The sequence below is a fragment of the Gluconacetobacter diazotrophicus PA1 5 genome, from assembly GCF_000021325.1.
GTDB lineage: Bacteria > Pseudomonadota > Alphaproteobacteria > Acetobacterales > Acetobacteraceae > Gluconacetobacter > Gluconacetobacter diazotrophicus.
On record NC_011365.1, the window covers coordinates 2470199 to 2491803 of the forward strand.

The window sequence follows — 21605 nt, forward strand, 5'->3', positions numbered from 1 at the left end:
CTCGGGACACAGCCTGATGGAAAGCAGGAAAAAGCGGGGCAATCCAGACGGGCAGGCCGATCCGACCGGTCCCCGCAAGCGAGACGCCGAAGCAACCCAGAAGCGCATTCTGTCATCGGCCAGGCGTGAATTCGCAACCAGCGGCCTGGCCGGCGCGCGCGTCGATATCATCGCGGAGAAAGCCGAAGCCAAAAAAAGGATGATCTATCATTATTTCGGGAACAAGGAGGCGCTGTTCACCCGGATCCTGGAAGATGCCTATATCGATCTCTACCAGGCCGAGCAGAAACTGGATCTCGACCATCTCGATCCCAGGTCGGCGCTGGATCATTTCGTCAGGTTCACGTGGAACTATTACCTGAAGAATCCCGATTTCATCACCCTCGTCAACAGCGAGAACCTGCACTGCGGCGTGCATCTGCAGGATTCGGCCGTCCTGCGCAGCGTCAGCCAGAACCGCCTGCGCATGCTGGAAAACCTCCTGAAACGCGGCGAGAAGGACGGTGTCTTCCGTCCCGGAATCGATGCCATGCAGTTGCATATTTCCATCGCCGCGGTCGGATATTATTATATAACCAACCGATATACCGGAATCATTATTTTCAAGCGCGATTTCATGTCCAAGGACATGCTGGACAAGCGCGTCGATTTCAATGTCGAGAGTATCTTGCGCATCGTCCAGGCATGATCCGCCTATTGTCCCTGCCCGGGCATGCAATCAAGATACGCCTCGCTGGCATAGCGTCGCATCATGCGGTGACTGGTAAAGATCGACCCGCATTTCGAGACCGCCCCGGCCATCACGCGCGCCCAGCCGGCCCGGTCATCGTGGAACAGCGGCAGGATCACGTGCTCCAGCTTGTCCAGCATGGCGTGTCCATGCTCTGACGGGGGCATGTCGGGCGTGCCGATCGCCCATCCCGTAACGCCTTCCATGCATCCCTCGACCCACCAGCCATCCAGCACGCTCAGGCTGGGAACGCCGTTCAGCGCCGCCTTCATGCCGCTGGTTCCCGATGCCTCCATCGGGGGCAGGGGCGTATTCACCCAGAGGTCGGCGCCGGCGACCAGGTTCCTGGCCAGCGAAAAATCATAGTCCGGAAGAAAGACGATCGGCACCTTGCCTTTCAGAAGGCGCGCCCGGTCTATGATCCGGGCGATCAGCCGCTTGCCGTCCCGGTCATGGGGATGGGTCTTGCCGGCGAAGACGATCTGGAACGGCCGGTGCGCCGCGATGCGCGCCAGTCGCTGCGGATCGTCCAGGATCAGGGTCGCGCGCTTGTAGGCCGTCATGCGCCGGGCGAAGCCCAGGGTCGGAAGCGACGGGTCGAGGGACTGGCCCGTCAGGTCGCGGACCCGGTCCAGCAACGCCGCCTTCGCGGCATCGTGGGCGGTGAACCAGTCCTGCCTGTCCAGTGTATCGACGGAGCAGAGGAATTCGGGTTCGTGCCGCCAGCGCGGGCATGTCCGGTCGTACAGGTCGGCGAACGCCGGATGGACCCATGTTTCGGGATGGACGCCGTTGGTGATCGACCGGATCGCATAGCCGGGGAACATGCGCTGGGTGGTCTCGCCATGGCGTTCCGCCACCCCGTTGACATACCCGCTCAGGTTGAGCGCCAGCCGCGTCATGTTCAGCCTGTCCGTGCCGGCAAGCTGCTGCAGCACCGGCATCTCGACGAAATCGCCCAGCATCCGGCGTACCAGGTCGTAGGAAAACTGGTCGTGCCCGGCTTCCACCGGCGTATGAGTAGTGAAGACGCAACGTTCCAGAACCCGTTCCCGGTCATAGGGGAACATGTCCCCCGCGACATGGCTGGGGGGCCGGGAATGCCGGCGCAGCAGGGCGAGGGGCAGCAGGGCGCCGTGCCCCTCGTTCATATGATAGGTCCGGATGGAAAACCCCAGCGCGGTCAGCATCTTCTCGCCGCCGATTCCCAGGACGATCTCCTGGCACAGGCGCCAGGCATCGTCGCCACCGTACAGCCGGTCCGTGATGGGGCGGTCCGCGCGGTCGTTTTCCGCCAGCCGGGTGTCGAGCAGCAGGATGGGAATCGCGCCGCCAGGCCGTTCCAGCACATACAGCCAGGGACGAATCCAGACCTAGCGCCCGTCGATGGTGACGGCGATCATCGCCGACAGCGGCTCGGCCATTCCGGCCGGGTCCCAGGGCTGCGGGTGATCGTGCTGCACGCCCTTCGCGTCGACCACCTGGTGCAGATATCCGGCGCGCGAGGCCAGTGTCACGAACACCATGGGCAGACCCAGGTCGGCGGCCGACCGGGCGGCATCGCCGGCCAGGATGCCCAGGCCGCCGCTGTAACTCGGAACCGCCGGATCGAAAGCGATCTCCATCGTGAAATAGGCGACCGACACCCTGCCTGTGAAACGACGGACCCGATCCATGCCGACCTCGCGACTGCAAGCCGGCGTGTAACGCGGAAGATCCGTCCGCGTTCTTCGATCCGTTCAGGACGCGCGTGCCGGGTGCAGGACGCGCGCCTGCTGCGCCCGGATCAGCCGGTACACGGCCGCGTCCAGCGCGCCCAGCGCCTTGACCTCTTCCAGGCAGTCCTCGAATTCCGCCACGTCGGCCTGCTGCCGGACGATGTCGGAGCTGTTGTGGCGTTTGACCATGCCGGGCCGGGACCGAAGCAGTCCCACGGTCCGGTTGACGAAGGGTTCGATCGCGTCCGACGTCATGAAGACATGAAGCGGATGGCGCAGATACTGTCTGATGGAATCGAAGATGTCGCCGTCCAGGCTCTCCTGGTAGTGTTCGCGAAACGAAAAGCCAAGCATCAGGGATTGTTGCGAGACCTCCATGCGCGCGTCGGGGCGTTTGAGGAATTCGCGAAGCGGCATGTCCCTCATGGCCCGCATGACCGGGGTAAAGGTGGCGGGGTCCTCGTCCGGCCGCCGGCTGTGCAGGAACGCGGACCTGAACCGGCTGACGGGTTCGCGGAACAGGCACGTGACGACGTCGTCGGGACGGATGCGCGGTTCCATCACCCGCAACGGGATATGGCCCCCGACAAGGTCGTATTCCCCCGCCGCGGGGGGATTGGCGATAAAGGCCGAGTACATCTCGTAATAGATCTTGGACGGCACGTGTGCGGCCATCGCCCTCCAGGCCGACGTCCCGGCGGTCTTCGGCAGATGGACGAAGAACATGGTCCGGTCCGTGCGCTTCCGGCGTCCGGAATCGAGATACCGCGTCAGGACCCCGACATGGCGCGAATGTGCCATGCCCCGGAACAGGGGCAGGAACGGACGACGTTTCCGGAAACAGATGAAGACTTCATTGGCGTGGAAGATGTGCCACGTGCGGAAAACCTGCCGAAGCGCCGACCTGTCGATGCAGCCCATGCGCCCCTTGTGCAGGAAAAAGATCGTGGCGTCGCCCAGGTCAATGGCATCGTCGTAACACCGGATATCGCCGGCGGCCCCGCCGGGCCAGTCGCCCCGCGGCAACAGAAGCCTGTCGTCCCGGCCGACATGTCGCTGGGCGGCGACCCAGGCGTCATGCCAGTACGGGTCTTGCATCTTCTCTCTCGCTCATCGCAAACGAGAGTATAGAGACGCGGTTTCGGCTTTAGTTATATAATCGAAACAAATTGTATCATTGACCCGGCGGTCGAAGGGTCACGGCAGGCGCACGACGATCCGCCCGCGCACGTGGCCGTCCAGCAGGGCCGCCGCCCTGGCGGGCGCGTCCGTCAGCGGAATTTCAGTGACCATCTTCTCCAGAATCGCCGGGTCGATCAGGTCGGCCAGCCGGCGCCATGCGTCCAGGCGCCGCGCGCGGGGGCACATCACGCTGTCGATGCCGACCAGCGTGACCCCGCGCAGGATGAAGGGGGCGACGGTCGCGGGGAAATCCATCCCGGCCGCCAGCCCGCATGCGGTGACCACGCCGTCGGGCAGCATGGCGGCGCAGACATTCGCCAGCACCACGCCGCCCGCGACATCCACCGCCCCGGCCCAGCGGGCCTTTTCCAGCGGGCGTCCCGGTCTGGAAAACGCGTCGCGCGGCAGGATCTCGGCGGCGCCCAGGCCGGTCAGGTACTCTCGTTCGCCCGGGCGGCCGGTCACCGCCGCGACGCGATAGCCCAGGCGCGCCAGCAGCAGGACGGCCACGCTGCCCACACCCCCGGCCGCCCCGGTTACCAGCACGGGGCCATGGTCGGGCGCGACACCCTGGCGTTCCAGCGCCAGCACGCACAGCATGGCGGTATAGCCCGCGGTACCAATGGCCATCGCCTGCCGCGTGGTAAAGGCATCGGGCAGCGGTACCAGCCAGTCGCCGTTCACGCGGGCGCGCCCGGCCAGTCCGCCCCACTGTTTCTCGCCCACGCCCCAGCCGTTCAGCACCACACGGTCACCGGGGCGGATAGCGGGATGGGCGGACGTTTCGACCGTGCCGGCGAAATCGATTCCGGGCACCATCGGGAACTGCCGCACGATGGGGCCCCGTCCGGTAATGGCCAGCGCGTCCTTGTAGTTCAGCGTCGACCATTCGACGCGGACCGTCACGTCGCCTTCGGGCAGCCGGTCATCGGCCACCGGGCCGACATGGACCGATTGCGTGCCGTCGGCGGCTTTTTCGATCATCAGGGCGTCGAACATCGTCTCGGCTTTCCTCGTTGGTGGGATCGATCCGTTCGGGGAAGGGGAAGACCTTCACAGGAACGCCATCATGATCCGGTGCAGGTGGTCGGTTGGCCCGGTTTCGATTTCCATGCCGTCCCGCGCGCCGATTCCGCCCAGCAGCGGCCCGGGATCGTACGCGCCCGGGCGGGGGTCCAGCACCACGGCGCACAGGGTGGCGTCCGCCCGGTGCAGGATCACCCGATCCTGCCGGCGGATCGCGGCGGCGGACGAGACGACCAGGAACGCCCCGGCGCGAAAGACCGGCTCGAACGCATCGGTATCGACCATGACGGCATACAGCTCGGCGTCGCCCAGCCCGGGCACGTCCCACGACTCCCAATGCCGCCCGACCGGCAGGCCCGCCGCGTCGAACATGCCGCCCTGTTCCAGGTGCGACAGCGCCGACAGGCGCAGGCGCGACCGGCCGGCGGCGCGGGACGCGCGCGGCAGCGCCTGGCCGGCCATCAGCCGGCCGAACGATTCCAGGGTCAGGCCGGTCGCGTCCAGCACCCGGGCCAGGCTCTCGGTCCCCGGCCAGCGCGGCCGGCCGGCCGGCGTCACGCGCTTGGACGGGTTGAAGCTGGTGCTGTCCAGCCCCGCCGCCCGCGCCAGGCCCGACGGCGTCAGCCCGCGCTCGGCGGCCAGGTTGTCCAGCGCCTGCCACAGATCGTCGTGCCGCATCATGGCGGATTCAGGATCTCGGCATCGTGCCGGGCCACGCCTTCGCCGGTGGCGTGGTAGCGCCCGGCCGCGTCCCGCGCCGCCAGTCCCATCCGGTCCAGCCGCTCCAGGCAGGGCTGGTCCTTCAGTCCCGCCGGCCGCCCGGCGGCGCCGCTCAGGATCAGCCGGTGCAGCGCCGACCGGCAGCAGGTTTCCAGATACGGTTCGGTCCACATGGGCCCGAGGATCGGCGTTTCGCGGCCGGCTTGCAACCGAACAGCGGGCCGCATCCGTGCTATGTCACCATCCATGGAGACCAAACCCCCGATTCCGCTCGCCGTCCTCGTCGGCATCCAGACGCCGGACGTCGATGATATCGCGCACGAGGCCAGCCTGGCCGAACTGGGGCGCCTGGTGAAGACGCTGGGCTACGCGGTCGTCGGCACCGTGTCGCAGAAGCGCGAAGGCACCGGCGCCGCATTGCTGCTGGGCAGCGGCAAGCTGGCGGAACTGGCCGCGCTGACCGGCGGCACCGGTGTCGTGACCTCGATGGCACCGCCCCCGAAATCCAAGGCCCGGCAGCGGTTCGAAGGCGCGGCCGAGGGCGCCGCGCCGGCCGAGGCCGACCCGGACGCCGCCCGCAGGCCCGAATTCGTCATCGTCGACCATGAACTCTCGCCCAGCCAGATCCGCAACCTGGAACGCGCCACCGGCGCCCAGGTGCTGGACCGCACTGGCGTCATCGTCGAGATCTTCCACCGCCACGCCAACACCCGCGAGGCGCGGCTGCAGGTGGAAATGGCGCGCCTGAAATACGTGGCCCCCCGCCTGCGTGAAACCTCGGGCGGCGGCGGCCGGCAGCAGGGTCCGGGCGCCGGCGAAAGCACCCTGGCGCTCGACCGCCGCAAGATCCGCGACCGGCTGGCGGAACTGAAGACCCAGCTTGACGCGGTGCAGCGCGACGGCGACCAGCGCCGGTCCGCCCGCCGCGACCAGCTCAGGGTGGCGCTGGTCGGCTACACCAATGCGGGCAAGTCCTCCCTGATGCGGGCGCTGACCGGCAGCCAGGTTCTGGTCGAGGACAAGCTGTTCGCGACCCTGGACACCACCGTCCGCATCCTGCAGCCCGAAACCCGCCCTCGCATCCTGGTTTCCGACACGGTCGGCTTCATCAAGCAGTTGCCGCACGACCTGGTGGCCTCGTTCCGCTCCACCCTGGCCGAGGCGCTGGAGGCCTCGCTGCTGCTGTTCGTGGTCGATGCGTCGGACCCGACCTATGAATCGCAACTGGAGGTGACGCGTGGCGTGCTGCGGGAAATCGGGGCCGACACCGTGCCGTCCCGCCTGGTCCTGAACAAGATGGACCGGCTGGACCCCGCCGCCCGTGCCGCGCTGCGGGACAAACACCCCGACGCCATCATGCTCTCCGCCCATACGCCCGCGGACGTCAGCGCATTGCGCGACACCCTGATCGCGTTCTTCGAGGCCGAGATGGTGGAGGACACCCTGGTGCTGCCCTACGCGAAACAGGGCCTGATCGGCGAAATCTATGAAAGCGCCCGCGTCCTGTCCGAAGACCATGACGAGACCGGCCGCGTGCTGAAGGTCCGCGCCCTGCCCGCCGCCATCACCCGCCTGAAGCGAAGCCTCGCCGCGCGCTGAAGCATCGATGCGGCCCGGGTTGCGCTACGCCGCCGGGTGGAAGGCGCCCGCGCTGGCGAATTCGATGCGGTTTCGGCCGAGGGTCTTCGCCTGGTACAGGGCGCCGTCTGCCGCGGCCAGAAGGTCGTCCAGCGTTATCCGGCTGGTCCGGACCTCCGTCAGGCCGATGCTCACCGTCACGTGCAGGGGCGGCCGGAAGTCCTGAGCCGCGAGGGCGGTGAAGCGCCGTGCGATATTCTGGCCTGCCGCACGCGCCGTGGCCCTGTCGCTTCCCGGCAGCAGCATCGCGAACTCCTCGCCGCCCAGGCGGCCCATGATCGCCTCCTGGCCCACCTCCTCGCCCATGGCACGGGCGAAGAGCTTCAGCACGGCGTCGCCCATTGCGTGACCGTGGATGTCATTGATGGACTTGAAATGGTCTATGTCGAAGATCAGCAGGGAAACCGGCTGGCCGACCGTCTGGCCGGACAGGCATTTCTGGCCGGCCTGATAGAAAAAATGGCGGTTTCCGATATTCGTCAGGAAGTCCGTCTGTGCGATTTTCAGCATGGCGAGGCGGCTCTCCTCCCTGACCACGGACAGCAGCGCGACCGGCATCGCAACGGAATACAGAACGCCCTCGTACATCGTGACCTCGGCAAAAACCGAGGAAGCATGCTGTCCCTTCCAAAGGACCATAAGGGGCATGACGGCGCCGCGGAACAGATAGAACACCCCGTGTCCCCACGCGATCGCCGCGACCACCGGCCGCGAACGCGGGGCCTGGATGCCGGACCGATACTGGATATGCCAGGCCGTGAGGCCGCACATCAGGGCGATGGGGAACGCGGCGCCATAATCCCACATGATCCGGCATATCGCGGGCCCGCCGATGATCCACACGAGGGACACGGCGACGAGCAGGGTGATCGAAGTCGCGACGTATCGCCGATGATCGAGTTGCCCGACCCCGTTCAGGACCAGGGCATAGCCTGCCGTGAACAGCACGTTGCTGACGGCCCATCCGGAAACACCGGGCAGGTCCGGCCGCAGGAGGGTGATGACGCACCCGATCGCATAACATGCATAGGCCGCCGCCCAGCAGAGGAGCGGGACGCGCCGGCCGGGCTGTTCGTGAAGCTCCCACAGCGTCGCGCCGCATCCGATGACGAGCGTGCCGATCGCCAGGCAATAGAGGGTCAATAGGCCAGCCTGCATGGATGCTTTCCGGGTATCACGGTGCGAAATTTCGGTACAACCCTCGCATGACCAGGTTCATGCGAAGGCCTTCACTGTAAGGGAGCGGCCTGTCTGCGGGGACCCGCCCCTCCATCAGCGATGGTCGCCGAACCAATCTAGCGGGCCGGCACGTCCGCCGCCACGGTGAAACTGCGCGGTCCCGGCGGGGTGCCGCCGGCGCGTCCCGGTTGCGAAAACCGATCGTCGCGGTAGGCTGCCCGGCAGGGTTCAGGAGGTCCGCGATGCTCAAGATCGACGATCCGGCCATCGTGGCGGAAGTGACCGCCATGTCGGACCGGTACGAGGCCGCGCTGATGGCCAATGACGTGGCGGTGCTGGACGCGCTGTTCCGCGATGCGCCGGAGACGATCCGCTATGGCGTGGGCGAGGTCCTGTATGGCTTTGCCGAGATCGCGGCCTTCCGCGTGGGCCGTGCCGGCGGGTCGCCGCAGCGGCGGGTGCTGCGGCGGGTGGTCACCACGTTCGGCACCGACATGGCGACCGTGAACCTGGAATTCCAGCGCGAGGGCGCGACCCGCATCGGACGGCAGAGCCAGACCTGGCTGCGGACCGAGGCCGGCTGGAAGATCACCTGCGCCCATGTCTCGCTGATGGCCGACATCTCGTAGGATGCCTGCGAGGCAGCCTTTCACGTACCGGACAGGGGCGGCGGCGTGACGACGCGATGCCGCACCACCTGGCCCACCAGCACCAGCGCCGGGCTGCCCACGGCATGGGCGCGCGCCAGCGCCGGCAGGTCGGCCAGGGTTCCCGTCAGCACGCGCTGGTCGGGCCGGGTGCCGCGCTCCACCACGGCGGCGGGCCAGTCGGGCGGCAGGCCGTGGCGCACCAGCATGGTGCACAGGTCCGGCAGCGCGGTGACGCCCATATAGATCGCGATGGTCTGCCCCGGCCGGGCCATGCTGTCCCACGGCAGGTCCAGCGTGCCGTCGCGGCGGGCGTGACCGGTGACGAACAGGCAGGACTGGGCGCAGTCCCGGTGGGTCAGCGGAATGCCGGCATAGGCGGCGCAGCCGCTGGCCGCCGTGATGCCCGGCACGACCTGGAACGGAATTCCCGCCGCCATCAGGGCCTCGATCTCCTCGCCGCCGCGACCGAAGATGAACGGGTCCCCGCCCTTCAGGCGCAGCACCCGCTCGCCCGCCCGCGCGCGGCGGATCAGTTCGGCATTGATGTCGTCCTGCGGCATGGTGTGGCGGTCGCGCTGCTTGCCCACGAACACCCGCTCGGCATCGCGGCGCACCCGGTCCATCAACGCGGGCGGCAGCAACTGGTCGTACAGCACCGAATCCGCGTTCTGCATCAGGTGCAGCGCCCGCAGGGTCAGCAGGTCCGGGTCCCCCGGCCCGGCGCCGACCAGCCAGACCTCGCCCCCGGTCTGCGCGCCGGCCAGCAGGTGGTCCAGTACCTGTCGCGCGGCCGCGTGTTCGCCGCGCTGCGCCGCCTCGCCGCCTGGGCCGTCCAGGAAATCCTCCCATACCCGGCGGCGGCGGCCGATATCGGGGCAGGCAGCCACGACATGAGCGCGCTCGGCCTGCAGGAAGCGCGCCAGCGCGTCGAGCCCGGCCGGCATCACGGCCTCGATCCGCTCGCGCAGGCGCCGGGCCAGCACCGGGGCCGCGCCGCCGGTGGAAATCGCGATCCGCACCGGCCCGCGATGGATCTGCGCGGGCGTGATGAAGGAAGACGGCTCCGGGTCGTCCACCGCGCAGACCGGGATATTCAGCGCATCGGCCTGCGCCGCGACGGCGCGGTTCACCGCCCGGTCGTCGGTCGCGGCATAGACCAGGCGGCTGCCGGGCAGCAGCGCACGCACCCGGTCGGGCGTCGCCTCGCCCGCGATGTGGGTGATCCGCCCTTCGGCCTGCCAGGCGGCCAGCGTGTCCTCCAGCCGGGGGGCCAGGATGTCGATCCGCGCGGCGTGGGCCAGCAGCAGCCGGACCTTGTTCAGCGCGATCCCGCCGCCGCCCACCACCACCACCCGCGCGCCGCGCAGCCGCAGCGCCAGCGGGAACCAGCCGGGGTCGGTCGCATCGCTCATGCCGCACCTGCCGGGGCGGGCAGGGGGCAGGCCCGCGCCAGGATGAAATCGGTGATGGCGGCGGTATCCGCCAGGTCCAGCCGCGCCAGGCCCGGCGGCAGGGGCAGCGCCGCCGCGTCGGTGGCAACGGCGGCGATGTGCGGGGTGGCGGGCCACAGCGCGTCCTTGCCCACGTCGGGCCGATACACCTCGATCGCCACGGGCAGCGCGGCACGGAAGCCCTCGACCAGGATCAGGTCCACCGGTGCCATGCGCGCGATCAGGTCGGGCAGCGCCGGCTCGCCCGGGGCGGCGCATTCATGCAGCAGCGCCCAGCGCGTGCCCGACGCCACCATGACCTCCCGCGCTCCGGCCTCGCGATGACGGTGGGAATCCTTGCCCGGCTGGTCCATGTCGAACCCATGATGCGCGTGCTTGACGGTCGAGACCCGCAGCCCCCGCGCGCCCAGCGCCGCCAGAAGCCGGACGACCAGCGTCGTCTTGCCCGCGCCGCTGCGCCCGGTAATTCCCATGATGGCGGGTGTCCGCATCTGTCCGCCCGTCTTCCCTGCTGTGGTGCCTGATGGCCCTGGTGGTCGTGTCGTCGGGGCGTACAGGTGCCTATAATCCCCGGTGCTGACAAGATGGGCGGGGCAGGGGAAAATGATGCGGTATGCTTGCGTGATCCTGGCGGGGGGGGCCGCCACGCGCATGGGCGGTGGGGACAAGCCGCTGCTGCTGGCCGGCGGGCGGACCCTGCTGGGCCGCCTGCTGGACCGGCTGGCCGGGGCCGGGGTGCCGATGGCCATCAACACGCGCGGGGATGCCGCGCGCTTCGCCGCCTTCGGCCTGCCGGTGCTGCCGGACGATACGGCGGACGGCGTGCCGGATGGCGGGGCCGGGCCGTTGGCCGGCGTGCTGGCGGCAATGGACTGGGCCGCCGGGCTGGGGTGCGACGCGGTGCTGACGGTGCCCGGCGACACGCCCTTCGTGCCGCGCGACCTGCTGGCGGCGCTGGCGTCCGCGCCGGCGGTCGCGCTGTCGGGCGGGCGGCGCCACCACCTGGTGGCGCTGTGGCCGGTGGCGGCGCGTGCGGCGCTGCGTGCCCGGCTGGCCGCCACCCCGGCGGGCGCGCCGCGCGCGGCCTTCGGCGTGCGGGCCTTTGCCGAGACGATCGGCATGCGGGAGGTCACTTTCCCGGACCAGCCCTTCGACCCGTTCTTCAACGTCAACACGCCCGAGGACCTGGCCGCCGCCCGGCGCATCGCCGCGACGCAGGACGCCCCACGGGCGTAGACGGCAACGCCGGCCCGCCCGGTGCGTTGACGGCCGGACAAAGGCGGAAAGAGCGGCGGAGAGACAGGATGACCGCACCGGCAAGGATGACCGCGCGGGCGAACTGGCGGGGCATGCTGCGGATCGGCGCATTGCAGTGCCCGGTCGCGCTGTACACCGCCGTCTCGACGTCGGAGCGCATCCATTTCCACATCATCAACCGCGCTACCGGCCACCGGGTGCGCCGGGATTATATCGACGAGGACACCGGCCGCGTGGTCGAGCGCGACGACCAGGTCAAGGGATACGAGACCGACAGCGGCGAGGAGGTGATCCTGACGCCGGAGGACATCGCCGCCGCGATCCCCGACAGCGACAAGACCCTGTCGGTGTCGGCCTTCCTGCGATGCCGCGACATCGACGACCTCTATCTGGACCGGACCTACTACCTTGCCCCCGGTACCGGACCGGCGGCGGGCGCCTATCCCCTGATCCGCGACGCCATCCAGGCGCGGCAGGTCGGGGCGCTGGCGTGCACCGTGCTGTTCCGCCGCATGCGCACCCTCGTGATCCGGGCCGACGGCGCGGGGCTGGTCGCCTCCACCCTGCATTTCGACTACGAGGTGCGCCCGGCGCAGGCGGCGTTCGAGTCCATTCCCGACTTCACGCCCACGCCCGACATGCTGGACCTGGCCCGGCATATCATCCGCTCCCGCCAGGGGCGGTTCGATCCGGCCGCGTTCGAGGACCGGTACGAGGCCGCCGTGACGGCCCTGGTCCAGGCCAGGATCGAAGGCCGGGCCCTGCCGTCCCCACCCGCGAAACCCGCCGCCCCGGCGATCACGCTGATGCAGGCCCTGCGCGAAAGCGCGGGCCAGGTACCCCCCACCCCGGCCCACCGCCGGGGCGCCGCGCGCGGCAGGGCGGCGGCCGCGCATCGCAAGGCGGGTTGAGCCATGGCGCTGGATACCTATCGCAGCAAGCGCGATTTCAAGGCGACGCCCGAGCCCGAGGGTGCCGAGGCGGCGGAAAAGCCGGATACCGGCGCGGGCCATCTGTTCGTCATCCAGAAACATGCGGCACACCGCCTGCATTACGACCTGCGGCTGGAAATGGATGGCGTGCTGAAGAGCTGGGCGGTGACGCGCGGCCCCAGCCTGAACCCGGGCGACAAGCGCCTGGCCGTGCAGGTCGAGGACCACCCGCTGGATTACGGCACGTTCGAGGGCACGATCCCGAAGGGGCAGTATGGCGGCGGCACGGTCATGCTCTGGGACAAGGGCACGTGGACGCCGCTGCACGATCCGGTCCGGGGCCTCGCCAAGGGGCATCTCGATTTCGAACTGCGGGGCGAAAAGCTTCACGGACGCTGGAACCTGGTGCGGATGGACGGACACCGCGAGGGAACGCATGAGAACTGGCTGCTGATCAAGGCCGCCGATTCCGATGCACGGTCGAAGAACGATGCCGATATCCTCGAAGAGCGGCCGGAATCCGTAAAGACCGGCCGTGCGATGGACGACATCGCGGCCGGTGCGCCAGGGAAGGACAGGGTCGGGAAGGCGGCGGCCCAAAAAGCCGTGACGAAGAAAGCCGCGATACCGAAGGACGCGCCGCAGGCGGACGCGGCCGCGACAGGCGCCGCACCCTGCGCGGGGGCGAAGCCCGGCCCGTTGCCATCCTTCGTCGAGCCCGAACTGGCCACCCTGGTGCGCGCGGCCCCCACCGGCCCGCAATGGCTGCACGAGGTCAAGTTCGACGGCTACCGCCTGCTGGCGCGGATCGAAGCCGGACGGGTCGTGCTGCTGACCCGCACGGGCCTGGACTGGACCGCCCGGTTCGGCGACCAGATCAGTGCCGCGCTGGCGTCCCTGCCGGTGCGGACGGCGCTGATCGACGGCGAACTGGTGGTGGAAACCGCAGGCGGGACCTCGGATTTTTCCGCTCTCCAGGCCGATCTCAGCGCCGGCCGCACCGACCGCTTCATCTTCTACGTCTTCGATCTGTTGCATCTGGACGGCTACGACCTGCGCGACGCGACGCTGGAGGCGCGCAAGGGCGCGCTGCACGACCTGGTGCCGGACGATGCGGCGCGGCTGCGCTTCAGCGGCCATTTCGACGAGGCCGGGGGGCAGGTGCTGCGCCATGCCTGCCGCCTGGGCCTGGAGGGAATCGTCTCCAAGCAGCGGGACGTGCCCTACCGGTCGGGACGGGGCCGGGACTGGGTGAAATCGAAATGCGTGGCGCGGCAGGAATTCGTGATCGGCGGCTACGTGCCCTCGACCGCCAGCCGGGGGGCGGTCGGCTCGCTGGTCCTTGGGGTCCAGGAAAACGGCAGGCTGGTCCATGTCGGCCGGGTCGGGACCGGCTTCACCGCCGCGACGGCGGCGGACCTGCTCCGGCGCCTGCAACCGCTTGATGTTCCCGACAGTCCCTTCGCCGCTGCCCTGACGGCCCGCGAGCGAAAGGGGGTGCGCTATGTCCGCCCCGATTGCGTGGCGGAAGTGGAATTCCGCGCCTGGACCGCCGACGGCCATCTGCGCCACGCGGCGTTCCTGGGCCTGCGCGAGGACAAGCCGGCGGCCGACATCGTCCGCGAGGTCGAAGCGCCCGACCCCGTATCCTCCGGCCCTTCATCCAAACCGGTCAAACCGGTTTCCCCGGAACCCGCGCCTGCCCGCCCGGCCCGCACCCTGACCCATCCCGACCGGTCCTACTGGCCGGATGCCGGCGTGACCAAGCAGGACCTGGCCGATTATTACGCCGCGATCTGGCCGCGAATGGCGCCCTTCATCACCGACCGCGCGCTGGCGCTGTTGCGCTGCCCCAACGGCATCGCGGGGCCGCGCTTCTTCCAGAAGAACTTATGGAAGGGCGCCGGCGGTCACCTGGTGCCGTTGCGGGACCCGGAAGGCGATCCCGGCACGCCGCTGATCGGCCTGCGCGACCGCGACGGGCTGATCGACCTGGCGCAGGCCGCCGCGCTGGAAATCCATCCCTGGGGCGCGTCCGCCCAGGCGTGGGACCAGCCCGACATGATCGTGATGGACCTCGATCCCGGCGACGGCGTGCCCTGGTCCATGGTGATCGAGGCGGCGCGGGAAATCCGCGCGCGGCTGGAACGGTCCGGCCTCGCGTCCTTCGTCAAGACGACCGGCGGCAAGGGGCTGCATGTCGTGGCGCCGCTGAAACCCGGGGCCGACTGGACGGCGGTCAAGGCCTTCACCCGGTCCATGGCCCAGGCGATGGTGTCGGACAGCCCGCAGCGTTACGTGGCCACCATCACCAAATCCAGGCGCCAGGGCCGTATCCTGGTCGATTACCTGCGCAACCAGCGCGGCGCGACCGCCGTCGCGCCCTATTCCCCCCGTGCCCGCCCCGGCGCGCCGGTCGCGATGCCGCTGGCCTGGAACGAACTGGGGCCGGATATCGGACCCGCGCATTTCACCATCGGGACGATCGCCGCCCGACTGGCGGTCGCGGACCCGTGGGCGGAGATCCGTGACGCGGCCCGGCCGCTCCGTTAAGGGCCGCTCCGTCAGGAGGTTCCATCCTGCGCCAGGCTGGCCCGCAACGCATCCAGGATACTGACCACATTGCCGGTCTTCGGTTTCGCGGCCTCGCGGGCCGGCGCCCGCTTCCGGCCCTTCTGCCTGGCCGCGATGATGTCCAGCAGCCGTTCCTGCACCGGGTCGCGGACCATCTCCGGGTCCCAGGGCTGCGTCTGCCGGTCGATCAATGCCGTCAGCAGCTTCATTTCCGGGCTGTCGGCGGACTCGGCCTCGGACGCCGGCCGGGTCCGTGCGGCGGGGTGGCCGCCATTGCGGACCGCGTTTCCGTCATGCAGGGTCCACAGCACGATCCCCTTGCCGCGCGGTTCCAGCAGCACCGCGCGTTCGCGCCGGTACAGCACCAGGCGCGCGATGCCGACCATCCCGGCCGCCTCCATCGCGGCCCGGATGACGGCGAAGGCCTCCACGCCGATGGTATCGTCCGGCATCAGGAAATGCGGCGCGTCATACCAGACCCAGCCGATGCTGCCCGCCGGCACGAAACTTTCGATGTCGATCGTACGAGTGCTGTCCAGGGCGACGGATTCCAGCTCCTCGTCCTCCAGCAGCACATAATGGTCGTCGTCGCGCGGATAGCCCAGCACCTGCTCGTCGTCCGCCACGGGCGCGCCGCTCTGCGCATCGACATAGCGGCTGACGACGCGGTGGCCAGTCCGCCGGTTGATGGTGTGGAAACGAACCGTCTCGCTGCCGGTCGTCGCCGGCATCATGGTCACGGGACAGGTGACCAGCGAGACCTTCAGATAGCCCGTCCAGGATGGTCTGTCCGCCATGGCGACGCGCCCGTTCATGCCTTTATGCCGGCCGAACGCCCCGCCCGCGCCGGCGGTTCCCCCGCGCGGGCCGTGCAACTCCCGTATCATCCGGTCGTTCCAGGCGAAGCACGCCTGCGCCCGGGGGGACCGTCATGAAAAGCGCCGTTCGACTGGCCGCGATCGTCTGCTGCGCGGCGCTGGGCGGCCCGGGCCTTTCGCTGGCCCAGGGCACCCAGCCGCCCAGGATACCGCCCGCGGCCAATCCCCACGCCGCCGTCCCGCCCGAACGCATGGGCAGCACGCATTCCATGCTCTGCGCCAGCGAAATGACGCCGACGCAGTGCGTCCATCCCGAAAAGCCCGGACCGCCCCCCGAACATGCGGCCCCGCCCGGCGCGACCCCGCCATCCAGCGAGGTGCCGAAAAAGCCGAGCCGTCCGCCCTCGGCACCCCCGCCGGTCACCGCGCCGCCCTGACGGGCCGGCGGGGCGGCCCGCCGGTCAGCCCGCGCGCGGCGGGCGGGCGTTGGCGGCGGCCACGCGCTTGCCCCACGTGACCAGCTCCTGCGTGCAGTCGTCGCGGTCCAGCGTGCATTCGATCAGCGTCGGGCCGTTGCGGTTGGCGCGCGCCTGCTCGATGGCGGCGGCCAGTTCCCCCCCGGTGCGGGCGCGCAGGCCCAGCCCGTTGCCCTCGCCGGCGTTGAAGACCTCCATCAGGCCCGCATAATCCCAGTTCTTGACGTTGTTGTACGGGCCGTCATGAATCATGACTTCGATCGTGTAGCCATGATTGTTGATCAGGAAGATGATCACCGGCAGGTCGTGGCGGATCATCTGCGCGACTTCCTGCGCCGTCAGCTGGAACGACCCGTCGCCCACCATCAGCACATGCTGCCGCTCGGGGGCGGCCAGGGCATTGCCGAACGCGGCGGGAACCGACCAGCCGATATGGCCCCACTGCATTTCCAGTTCCACCCGCGCGCCGTACGGCAGCTTCATGCGCACGGCGTTGAACCAGGAATCGCCGGTTTCGGCGGTCAGGGTGGTCCGCGGCGTCAGCAGGGCGCCGATCTGGCGGGCCATTTCGGCATTGTTCAGCGGCGCGGTCGGGGCTGCGGCCGGCGTCTGCGGCGTCACGTAGGCGCCGCCCCGGGCGGTGGCGTCGCGCCGCACGGTATGCGCGGCCAGCCGGGTCAGGAAGTCGCGCATGTCGATGCCCGCATAGGCAACGCCGCCCACCGTGACCGCGTGGCGTTCCACCAGCATCACATTGTCGCCCTTGGGCCAGGCCGACCAGCCGACGGTCGCGTAATCGTTGAAGACCGGCGCCAGGCAGATCACGCCCTCCGCGCCCTCGACCGCCTGCTGCGCGCCCGGGCTGCTGACCTCGCCCCAGTAATGGCCGCGATAGCCGGGATGGTCCTCGGGGAAGAAGCTCTTGGCGGCGGCCATGGTGGTGACGGCGCAGCCCAGCGCGTCGGCCAGGGCCACGGCCTGGGCCTGCGCGCCGGCCGCGCGGATGCGGCTGCCGACCAGCATCGTCACGCTGCCGCGCTGTTCGATGAAGGCAAGCGCCGCATCCACCGCCGCCTTCAGGCTGGCCTCGTCCGGGGCCGGCGGGCTCAGCAGCGCGTCGATCCCGCCCGGACGCACGCAGGGCGCCCCCGCGACGTTGCAGGCGATTTCCAGATAGGCGGGCTTCTTCTCGCGCAGGGCGGTACGGATCACATGGTCGATCTTGGCGGGCGCGTCCTCGGCCGACACGATGGATTCGGCGGCGCAGGTGATATGCCGCGCCATCTCAAGCTGATAGCCGTAATCGGTGGTGCCCAGCGTATGATGCAGGATGTGCCCGGTGCCGTGGTCGTTCGCGTTCGGCGCGCCGGAAATCAGGATCACGGGCAGGTTTTCGGCATAGGCGCCGCCCAGCGCGTTGAAGGCCGACAGGGCGCCGACGCTGAAGGTCACGATCGCGGCGGCGGCCCCGTTGGCGCGGGCATAGCCCTCGGCGCTGAACCCGCAATTCAGCTCGTTGCTGCAATAGATCTGCTGCATGTCGGTGTTGAGCAGAAGCTGGTCCAGCAGCACCAGGTTGTAGTCGCCGGCCACCGCGAAATGGTGTTTCAGCCCGATCTGGGCCAGCCGATCCGCGAGATAGCGTCCAACGGTATAGGTCATCACATGGCTCCTTGCATCGCTGCAGCCATGGTGATCCTGCCTTATACCAACGTCAAATATATGGTATGTGTCGATTCCATACACAGGATATATGGATATGGACCTGCGTCACCTGCGCTATTTCGTGGCGGTCGCCGAACGGGGCGGCTTCACCCGCGCGGCCGAAAGCCTGCACATGGAGCAGCCGCCGCTCAGCCAGCAGATCCGCCAGCTTGAACAGGAACTGGGCGTGACGCTGTTCGAGCGGCTGAGCCGCGGCGTCCGCCTGACCGAGGCCGGGGCCTGCCTGATCGACCAGGCGCGGACCATCCTGGCGATGGACGTGCAGTTCCGCACCGATGCCGGCAGCATCGCGCGGGGCGAGCAGGGCCGGCTGCGCATCGGCCTGGCGGGGGCGGTGTCCCTGCTGCCGCTGATCCCGCAGGCGATCCGGCTGTTTCGCGACCGCTGGCCCGGCATCGTCCTGACGATGGAGGACAGCAACACCCCCGCGCTGATCGACGCCCTGCGCCAGCGCCGGCTGGACATCGCGATCATCCGCCCCCCGGTCGCCGAGCCCGACATCGCAACGACGCCCCTGCTGGACGAACCGACGGTGATCGCCCTGCCCAGCGGCCACCCGGCGGGAGAGGAGGAGGAGATCGACCTGGCGCGCATCGCGGGCGAACCGCTGATCATCTTCGACCGCGCCCTGGGCCCGGGCTTCTATGACGCGATCCTGTCGGCCTGCCAGGCGGCGGGATTCACGCCCGCATTCGGCCAGGGGGCGCCGCAGATCGCCTCCACCGTGCCGCTGGTGGCCGCCGGGCTGGGGGTGTCGATCGTGCCGGACTGCCTGCGCCAGATCCATGCCGGCGGCGTCACCTACCACGCCATTCGCGGCACCGCGCCGCTGGCCTCGCTGGCTATCGCGACGCTGGCGGGCGCATCGGGGCCGCTGGTGCCGCGCTTTGTCGAGACGCTGCGGGAGCGGGTGGTTCTTTTTTGAAAAAAGAGCCAAAAAACTTTTGATTTATTCAGGTCTTTTCAGGACTGGCTTTGGGTCTGGTTCTGGCCTTGGTCGGGCGGGGCTTCGGGCATCGTGGGCGGCCAGAAGGCCTGGGCGATCTCGCCCTGCACCAGGCGCAGTTCGCGCTGCACCCAGTCCAGGAATTCGTGCAGGCCGCGCAGGATGATGTCCTGCACCGTCTGTTCGGCCAGGGTCGCGCGCAGTTCCTCGATCCGCTCGGCGGCGGCGTAGCCGTTCTTCAGCCCGTAATCGGTGCGCAGATGCCCCACCGCCCAGTGCAACTGGCGCAGGCTGGTCGACAGCGCGCGCGGGAAGCCGTCATTCTTCAGCAGGAAGCCCACGACGCGGCCGGGCGTGATCTCGCCCGACGCGGTGCGGCGGAAGGCGTGATAGGCGGCGGCGGCACGCAGCACGGCGGACCATTGGCCGATATCGACCTCCGACCCCACGCCGGTCCCGCTGGGCAGCAGCGTGTGGTATTTGATGTCGATCAGCCGGGTGATCTGGTCGCCGCGTTCCAGCGTGCGGCCCATCAGGTAGAACAGCCACGCCTGGTCGCGATAGAACGTGCCCTCGGTAATGCCGTGATGGGTCTGGCAATCCTGCTTCAGCCGGGCGCACAGGCCGGACAGGTTCGACGACCGGATATCGCTGGGCCCCAGCGCGCGGATCGAATTGGTGAAGATGTTGAGCTGCGTCCACATCTCGGTCGAAATCAGCGGGCGCAGCGCGCGGGCGTTCTCGCGCGCCGCATGGGCGATCGAGGCGATGGAGTTCGGATTCTCGCGGTCGGTGACGTAGAAATCGACGACATTCTGCTCGGACGCCGTGTCGTGCCGTGCGAAGAACCGCTCCTCGTCCGCGTTGATCTGCACGATCGACAGCCAGCCGGTGGCGGTGCTGCGCGTGCGCACGAACGTCTCGGTCACGTCGATCAGCCGGGCCAGGTTCTCGATCCGCTCCATGTACCGCGCCAGCCAGATCGTGCATTCGGCATAGCGCGACAGCAGGTTGGGCATCGCGATGCCCCCGGGCGGAAGATCGACGACGATATGGCTCATGATGCCAGCACCCATGTATCCTTCGACCCCCCGCCCTGCGAGGAGTTGACGACCAGCGATCCCTTGCGCAGCGCCACGCGCGACAGCCCCCCCGGCAGCACCCAGGTCGATCGCCCCGTCACGGCGAAGGGCCGCAGGTCGACATGCCGCGCCTCGATCCCGGCCTCGCACAGGGTCGGGCAGACCGACAGGTCGATGACCGGCTGGCTGATGTAATTGGCCGGATCGGCCAGCAGCTTGGCGCGGAATTCCTCCAGCTCGGTCTTCGTCGCGTGCGGGCCGATGATCAGGCCGTACCCGCCGGATTCCCCCACCGGCTTGACCACCAGCCGCTCCAGGTTGGCCAGCGTGTAGGCCAGGCCCTCGGCCTCGGCGCAGATATGCGTCTCGACATTCGACAGGATCGGCTCTTCCGACAGGTAATAGCGGATGATGCGCGGCATGTAGGCGTACACCGCCTTGTCGTCCGCCACCCCGGTGCCGATCGCGTTGGCGATGGTCACGTTGCCCCGGCGATAGGCGTCCACCAGGCCGGGCACGCCCAGCATGCTGTCGGGGTTGAAGACCCGCGGGTCCAGGAAATCGTCGTTCAGGCGCCGGTAGATCGAATGGACCGGGCGCAGGCCGGCGACCGTGCGCATGAACACGCGCCCGCCCTCGACCACCAGGTCGCGGCCCTCGACCAGCGGCACGCCCATCTCGCGCGCCAGGAACACATGCTCGAAATAGGCGGAATTGTAGATCCCGGGTGACAGCAGCACGACTTCGGGGTCCGCCACGCCCTGGGGGGCGACCTCGGCCAGCGCGTGGCGCAGGCGCGGCCCGTACTCGTCCACCGGCATCAGGTCCAGCCCGGCGGCCAGGTCGGGCATGACGCGCAGCATCATGTGCCGGCTCTCGATGACGTAGGACACGCCGGACGGCGTGCGCGCATTGTCCTCCAGCACCAGGAAGGTGCCGTTGCCGTCACGGACCAGGTCGGTGCCGTTGATATGGACATAGACCCCGCCCGGCACGTCCAGCCCTTCCATCTCGGGCCGGTAGTTGGCGTTGCCCAGCACCAGGTCGGCCGGGATGATCCCGTCCCTGAGGATGCGGCGTTCGTGATAGATGTCCCACAGGAAATGGTTCAGCGCCGTGACCCGCTGCTGCACGCCGCGATTGACATGGTCCCACTCGGCGGCGGTCAGCACGCGCGGGATCAGGTCGAAGGGCAGGATGCGGTCGATCGCGTCGCGGTCGGTATAGACGGTGAAGGTGATGCCCAGGTTGTACAGTCCGGCCTCGGCCGCGCGGGCCCTCTGCCGCAGTTCCGTCAGGCCGAACTGCGACAGCCGTTCGCGCACCAGGGCCAGGCTGTCGGGCGGGGCGTCCCTGCGGTTCATCAGTTCGCAGAAGAAATCCGGCTTGTCATAGGACACGAACAGGCCCGGCCCCTGCGGGGCGTTGTGCTCCGTCAGGTCGCTCATTGTCCCGTTTTCCCCCCTGCGAGGCAGGAGATCAGGCGCGAAGGAATCATTTT

Annotated in this window: 21 protein-coding genes; 8 read left to right on the forward strand and 13 right to left on the reverse strand. The window is 69.0% G+C overall.

Annotation, left to right across the window (positions count from 1 at the left end; all coding sequences use genetic code 11):
• Positions 1-16: 16 nt before the first annotated feature.
• Positions 17-688: a TetR/AcrR family transcriptional regulator gene (locus GDIA_RS11225; RefSeq protein ID WP_012222396.1), complete on the forward strand. Its 672-nt coding sequence runs from the start codon at positions 17-19 to the stop codon at positions 686-688.
• 5 nt (positions 689-693) lie between these two features.
• On the opposite strand, the gene glgP is transcribed toward GDIA_RS11225, so the two are convergent.
• From glgP to GDIA_RS11250, 6 genes are all read right to left on the reverse strand, one after another.
• A complete protein-coding gene (glgP, locus tag GDIA_RS11230; protein WP_197535941.1) occupies positions 694-2079 on the reverse strand; it encodes an alpha-glucan family phosphorylase in 1386 nt (461 codons plus the stop codon).
• Between the two features lie 24 nt (positions 2080-2103).
• Positions 2104-2406: a hypothetical protein gene (locus tag GDIA_RS19540; protein ID WP_197535942.1), complete on the reverse strand. Its 303-nt coding sequence runs from the start codon at positions 2404-2406 to the stop codon at positions 2104-2106.
• Positions 2407-2469: 63 nt separating this feature from the next.
• The gene (locus tag GDIA_RS11235) at positions 2470-3546 is read right to left on the reverse strand and encodes a hypothetical protein (RefSeq protein WP_012554204.1); all 1077 of its coding nucleotides are present in this window, start codon (positions 3544-3546) and stop codon (positions 2470-2472) included.
• A 99-nt stretch (positions 3547-3645) separates the two neighbouring features.
• The gene (acuI, locus tag GDIA_RS11240; protein ID WP_012222398.1) at positions 3646-4629 is read right to left on the reverse strand and encodes an acrylyl-CoA reductase (NADPH); all 984 of its coding nucleotides are present in this window, start codon (positions 4627-4629) and stop codon (positions 3646-3648) included.
• A gap of 54 nt (positions 4630-4683) precedes the next feature.
• Entirely contained in the window at positions 4684-5337 is a 654-nt protein-coding gene (locus GDIA_RS11245; RefSeq protein ID WP_012222399.1) for a helix-turn-helix transcriptional regulator, read from the reverse strand.
• The gene (locus GDIA_RS11250) at positions 5334-5549 is read right to left on the reverse strand and encodes a hypothetical protein (protein ID WP_012554205.1); all 216 of its coding nucleotides are present in this window, start codon (positions 5547-5549) and stop codon (positions 5334-5336) included. Before GDIA_RS11250 ends, GDIA_RS11245 begins: the two co-directional genes overlap by 4 nt.
• Before the next feature lie 73 nt (positions 5550-5622).
• Between GDIA_RS11250 and hflX the strand changes: the two genes are divergently transcribed.
• Complete coding sequence (gene hflX, locus GDIA_RS11255; RefSeq protein ID WP_012554206.1) at positions 5623-6975, forward strand: GTPase HflX; 1353 nt, start codon at positions 5623-5625, stop codon at positions 6973-6975.
• 24 nt (positions 6976-6999) lie between these two features.
• Here hflX and GDIA_RS11260 read toward each other — a convergent pair whose 3' ends face one another.
• Positions 7000-8172 (reverse strand): GGDEF domain-containing protein, encoded by a 1173-nt coding sequence (locus GDIA_RS11260; protein ID WP_012554207.1) that lies wholly within the window; start codon positions 8170-8172, stop codon positions 7000-7002.
• 263 nt (positions 8173-8435) lie between these two features.
• Between GDIA_RS11260 and hpxZ the strand changes: the two genes are divergently transcribed.
• On the forward strand, positions 8436-8822 hold the full coding sequence (gene hpxZ, locus GDIA_RS11265) for an oxalurate catabolism protein HpxZ (RefSeq protein ID WP_012222403.1): 387 nt from the start codon (positions 8436-8438) through the stop codon (positions 8820-8822).
• Between the two features lie 20 nt (positions 8823-8842).
• Here hpxZ and cysG read toward each other — a convergent pair whose 3' ends face one another.
• The gene (gene cysG / locus GDIA_RS11270; RefSeq protein ID WP_012222404.1) at positions 8843-10255 is read right to left on the reverse strand and encodes a siroheme synthase CysG; all 1413 of its coding nucleotides are present in this window, start codon (positions 10253-10255) and stop codon (positions 8843-8845) included.
• Positions 10252-10785: a molybdopterin-guanine dinucleotide biosynthesis protein B gene (gene mobB / locus GDIA_RS11275; RefSeq protein WP_012222405.1), complete on the reverse strand. Its 534-nt coding sequence runs from the start codon at positions 10783-10785 to the stop codon at positions 10252-10254. The genes cysG and mobB overlap by 4 nt, the downstream gene beginning before the upstream one ends.
• Positions 10786-10897: 112 nt before the next feature.
• Here mobB and GDIA_RS11280 point away from each other — a divergent pair, with 112 nt between their 5' ends.
• The 3 genes from GDIA_RS11280 (at position 10898) to ligD (ending at position 15036) form a co-directional block, all read left to right on the forward strand.
• Positions 10898-11530: an NTP transferase domain-containing protein gene (locus GDIA_RS11280; protein WP_012554208.1), complete on the forward strand. Its 633-nt coding sequence runs from the start codon at positions 10898-10900 to the stop codon at positions 11528-11530.
• A gap of 68 nt (positions 11531-11598) precedes the next feature.
• On the forward strand, positions 11599-12462 hold the full coding sequence (gene ku / locus GDIA_RS11285; RefSeq protein ID WP_012554209.1) for a non-homologous end joining protein Ku: 864 nt from the start codon (positions 11599-11601) through the stop codon (positions 12460-12462).
• A 3-nt stretch (positions 12463-12465) separates the two neighbouring features.
• Positions 12466-15036 carry a DNA ligase D gene (ligD, locus tag GDIA_RS11290; protein WP_012554210.1) on the forward strand — a complete coding sequence of 857 codons (2571 nt, stop codon included), beginning with the start codon at positions 12466-12468 and terminating at the stop codon, positions 15034-15036.
• A gap of 11 nt (positions 15037-15047) precedes the next feature.
• Here ligD and ku (GDIA_RS11295) read toward each other — a convergent pair whose 3' ends face one another.
• Positions 15048-15854, reverse strand: a complete 807-nt coding sequence (ku, locus tag GDIA_RS11295; protein ID WP_012222409.1) for a non-homologous end joining protein Ku — start codon at positions 15852-15854, stop codon at positions 15048-15050.
• Positions 15855-15988: 134 nt separating this feature from the next.
• Between ku (GDIA_RS11295) and GDIA_RS11300 the strand changes: the two genes are divergently transcribed.
• Positions 15989-16312: a hypothetical protein gene (locus tag GDIA_RS11300; protein WP_012554211.1), complete on the forward strand. Its 324-nt coding sequence runs from the start codon at positions 15989-15991 to the stop codon at positions 16310-16312.
• Positions 16313-16336: 24 nt separating this feature from the next.
• Here the strand turns inward: GDIA_RS11300 and GDIA_RS11305 are convergent, their stop codons facing one another.
• On the reverse strand, positions 16337-18013 hold the full coding sequence (locus GDIA_RS11305) for an alpha-keto acid decarboxylase family protein (RefSeq protein ID WP_012554212.1): 1677 nt from the start codon (positions 18011-18013) through the stop codon (positions 16337-16339).
• Between the two features lie 97 nt (positions 18014-18110).
• On the opposite strand from GDIA_RS11305, the gene GDIA_RS11310 reads away from it, so the two are divergent.
• Positions 18111-19001, forward strand: coding sequence for a LysR family transcriptional regulator (locus GDIA_RS11310; protein ID WP_012554213.1), 891 nt, complete (start codon positions 18111-18113; stop codon positions 18999-19001).
• Between the two features lie 38 nt (positions 19002-19039).
• Here the strand turns inward: GDIA_RS11310 and GDIA_RS11315 are convergent, their stop codons facing one another.
• Positions 19040-20041, reverse strand: a complete 1002-nt coding sequence (locus GDIA_RS11315) for an alpha-E domain-containing protein (protein WP_012554214.1) — start codon at positions 20039-20041, stop codon at positions 19040-19042.
• A gap of 38 nt (positions 20042-20079) precedes the next feature.
• Positions 20080-21552, reverse strand: coding sequence for a circularly permuted type 2 ATP-grasp protein (locus GDIA_RS11320; protein ID WP_012554215.1), 1473 nt, complete (start codon positions 21550-21552; stop codon positions 20080-20082).
• Positions 21553-21605 lie beyond the last annotated feature (53 nt).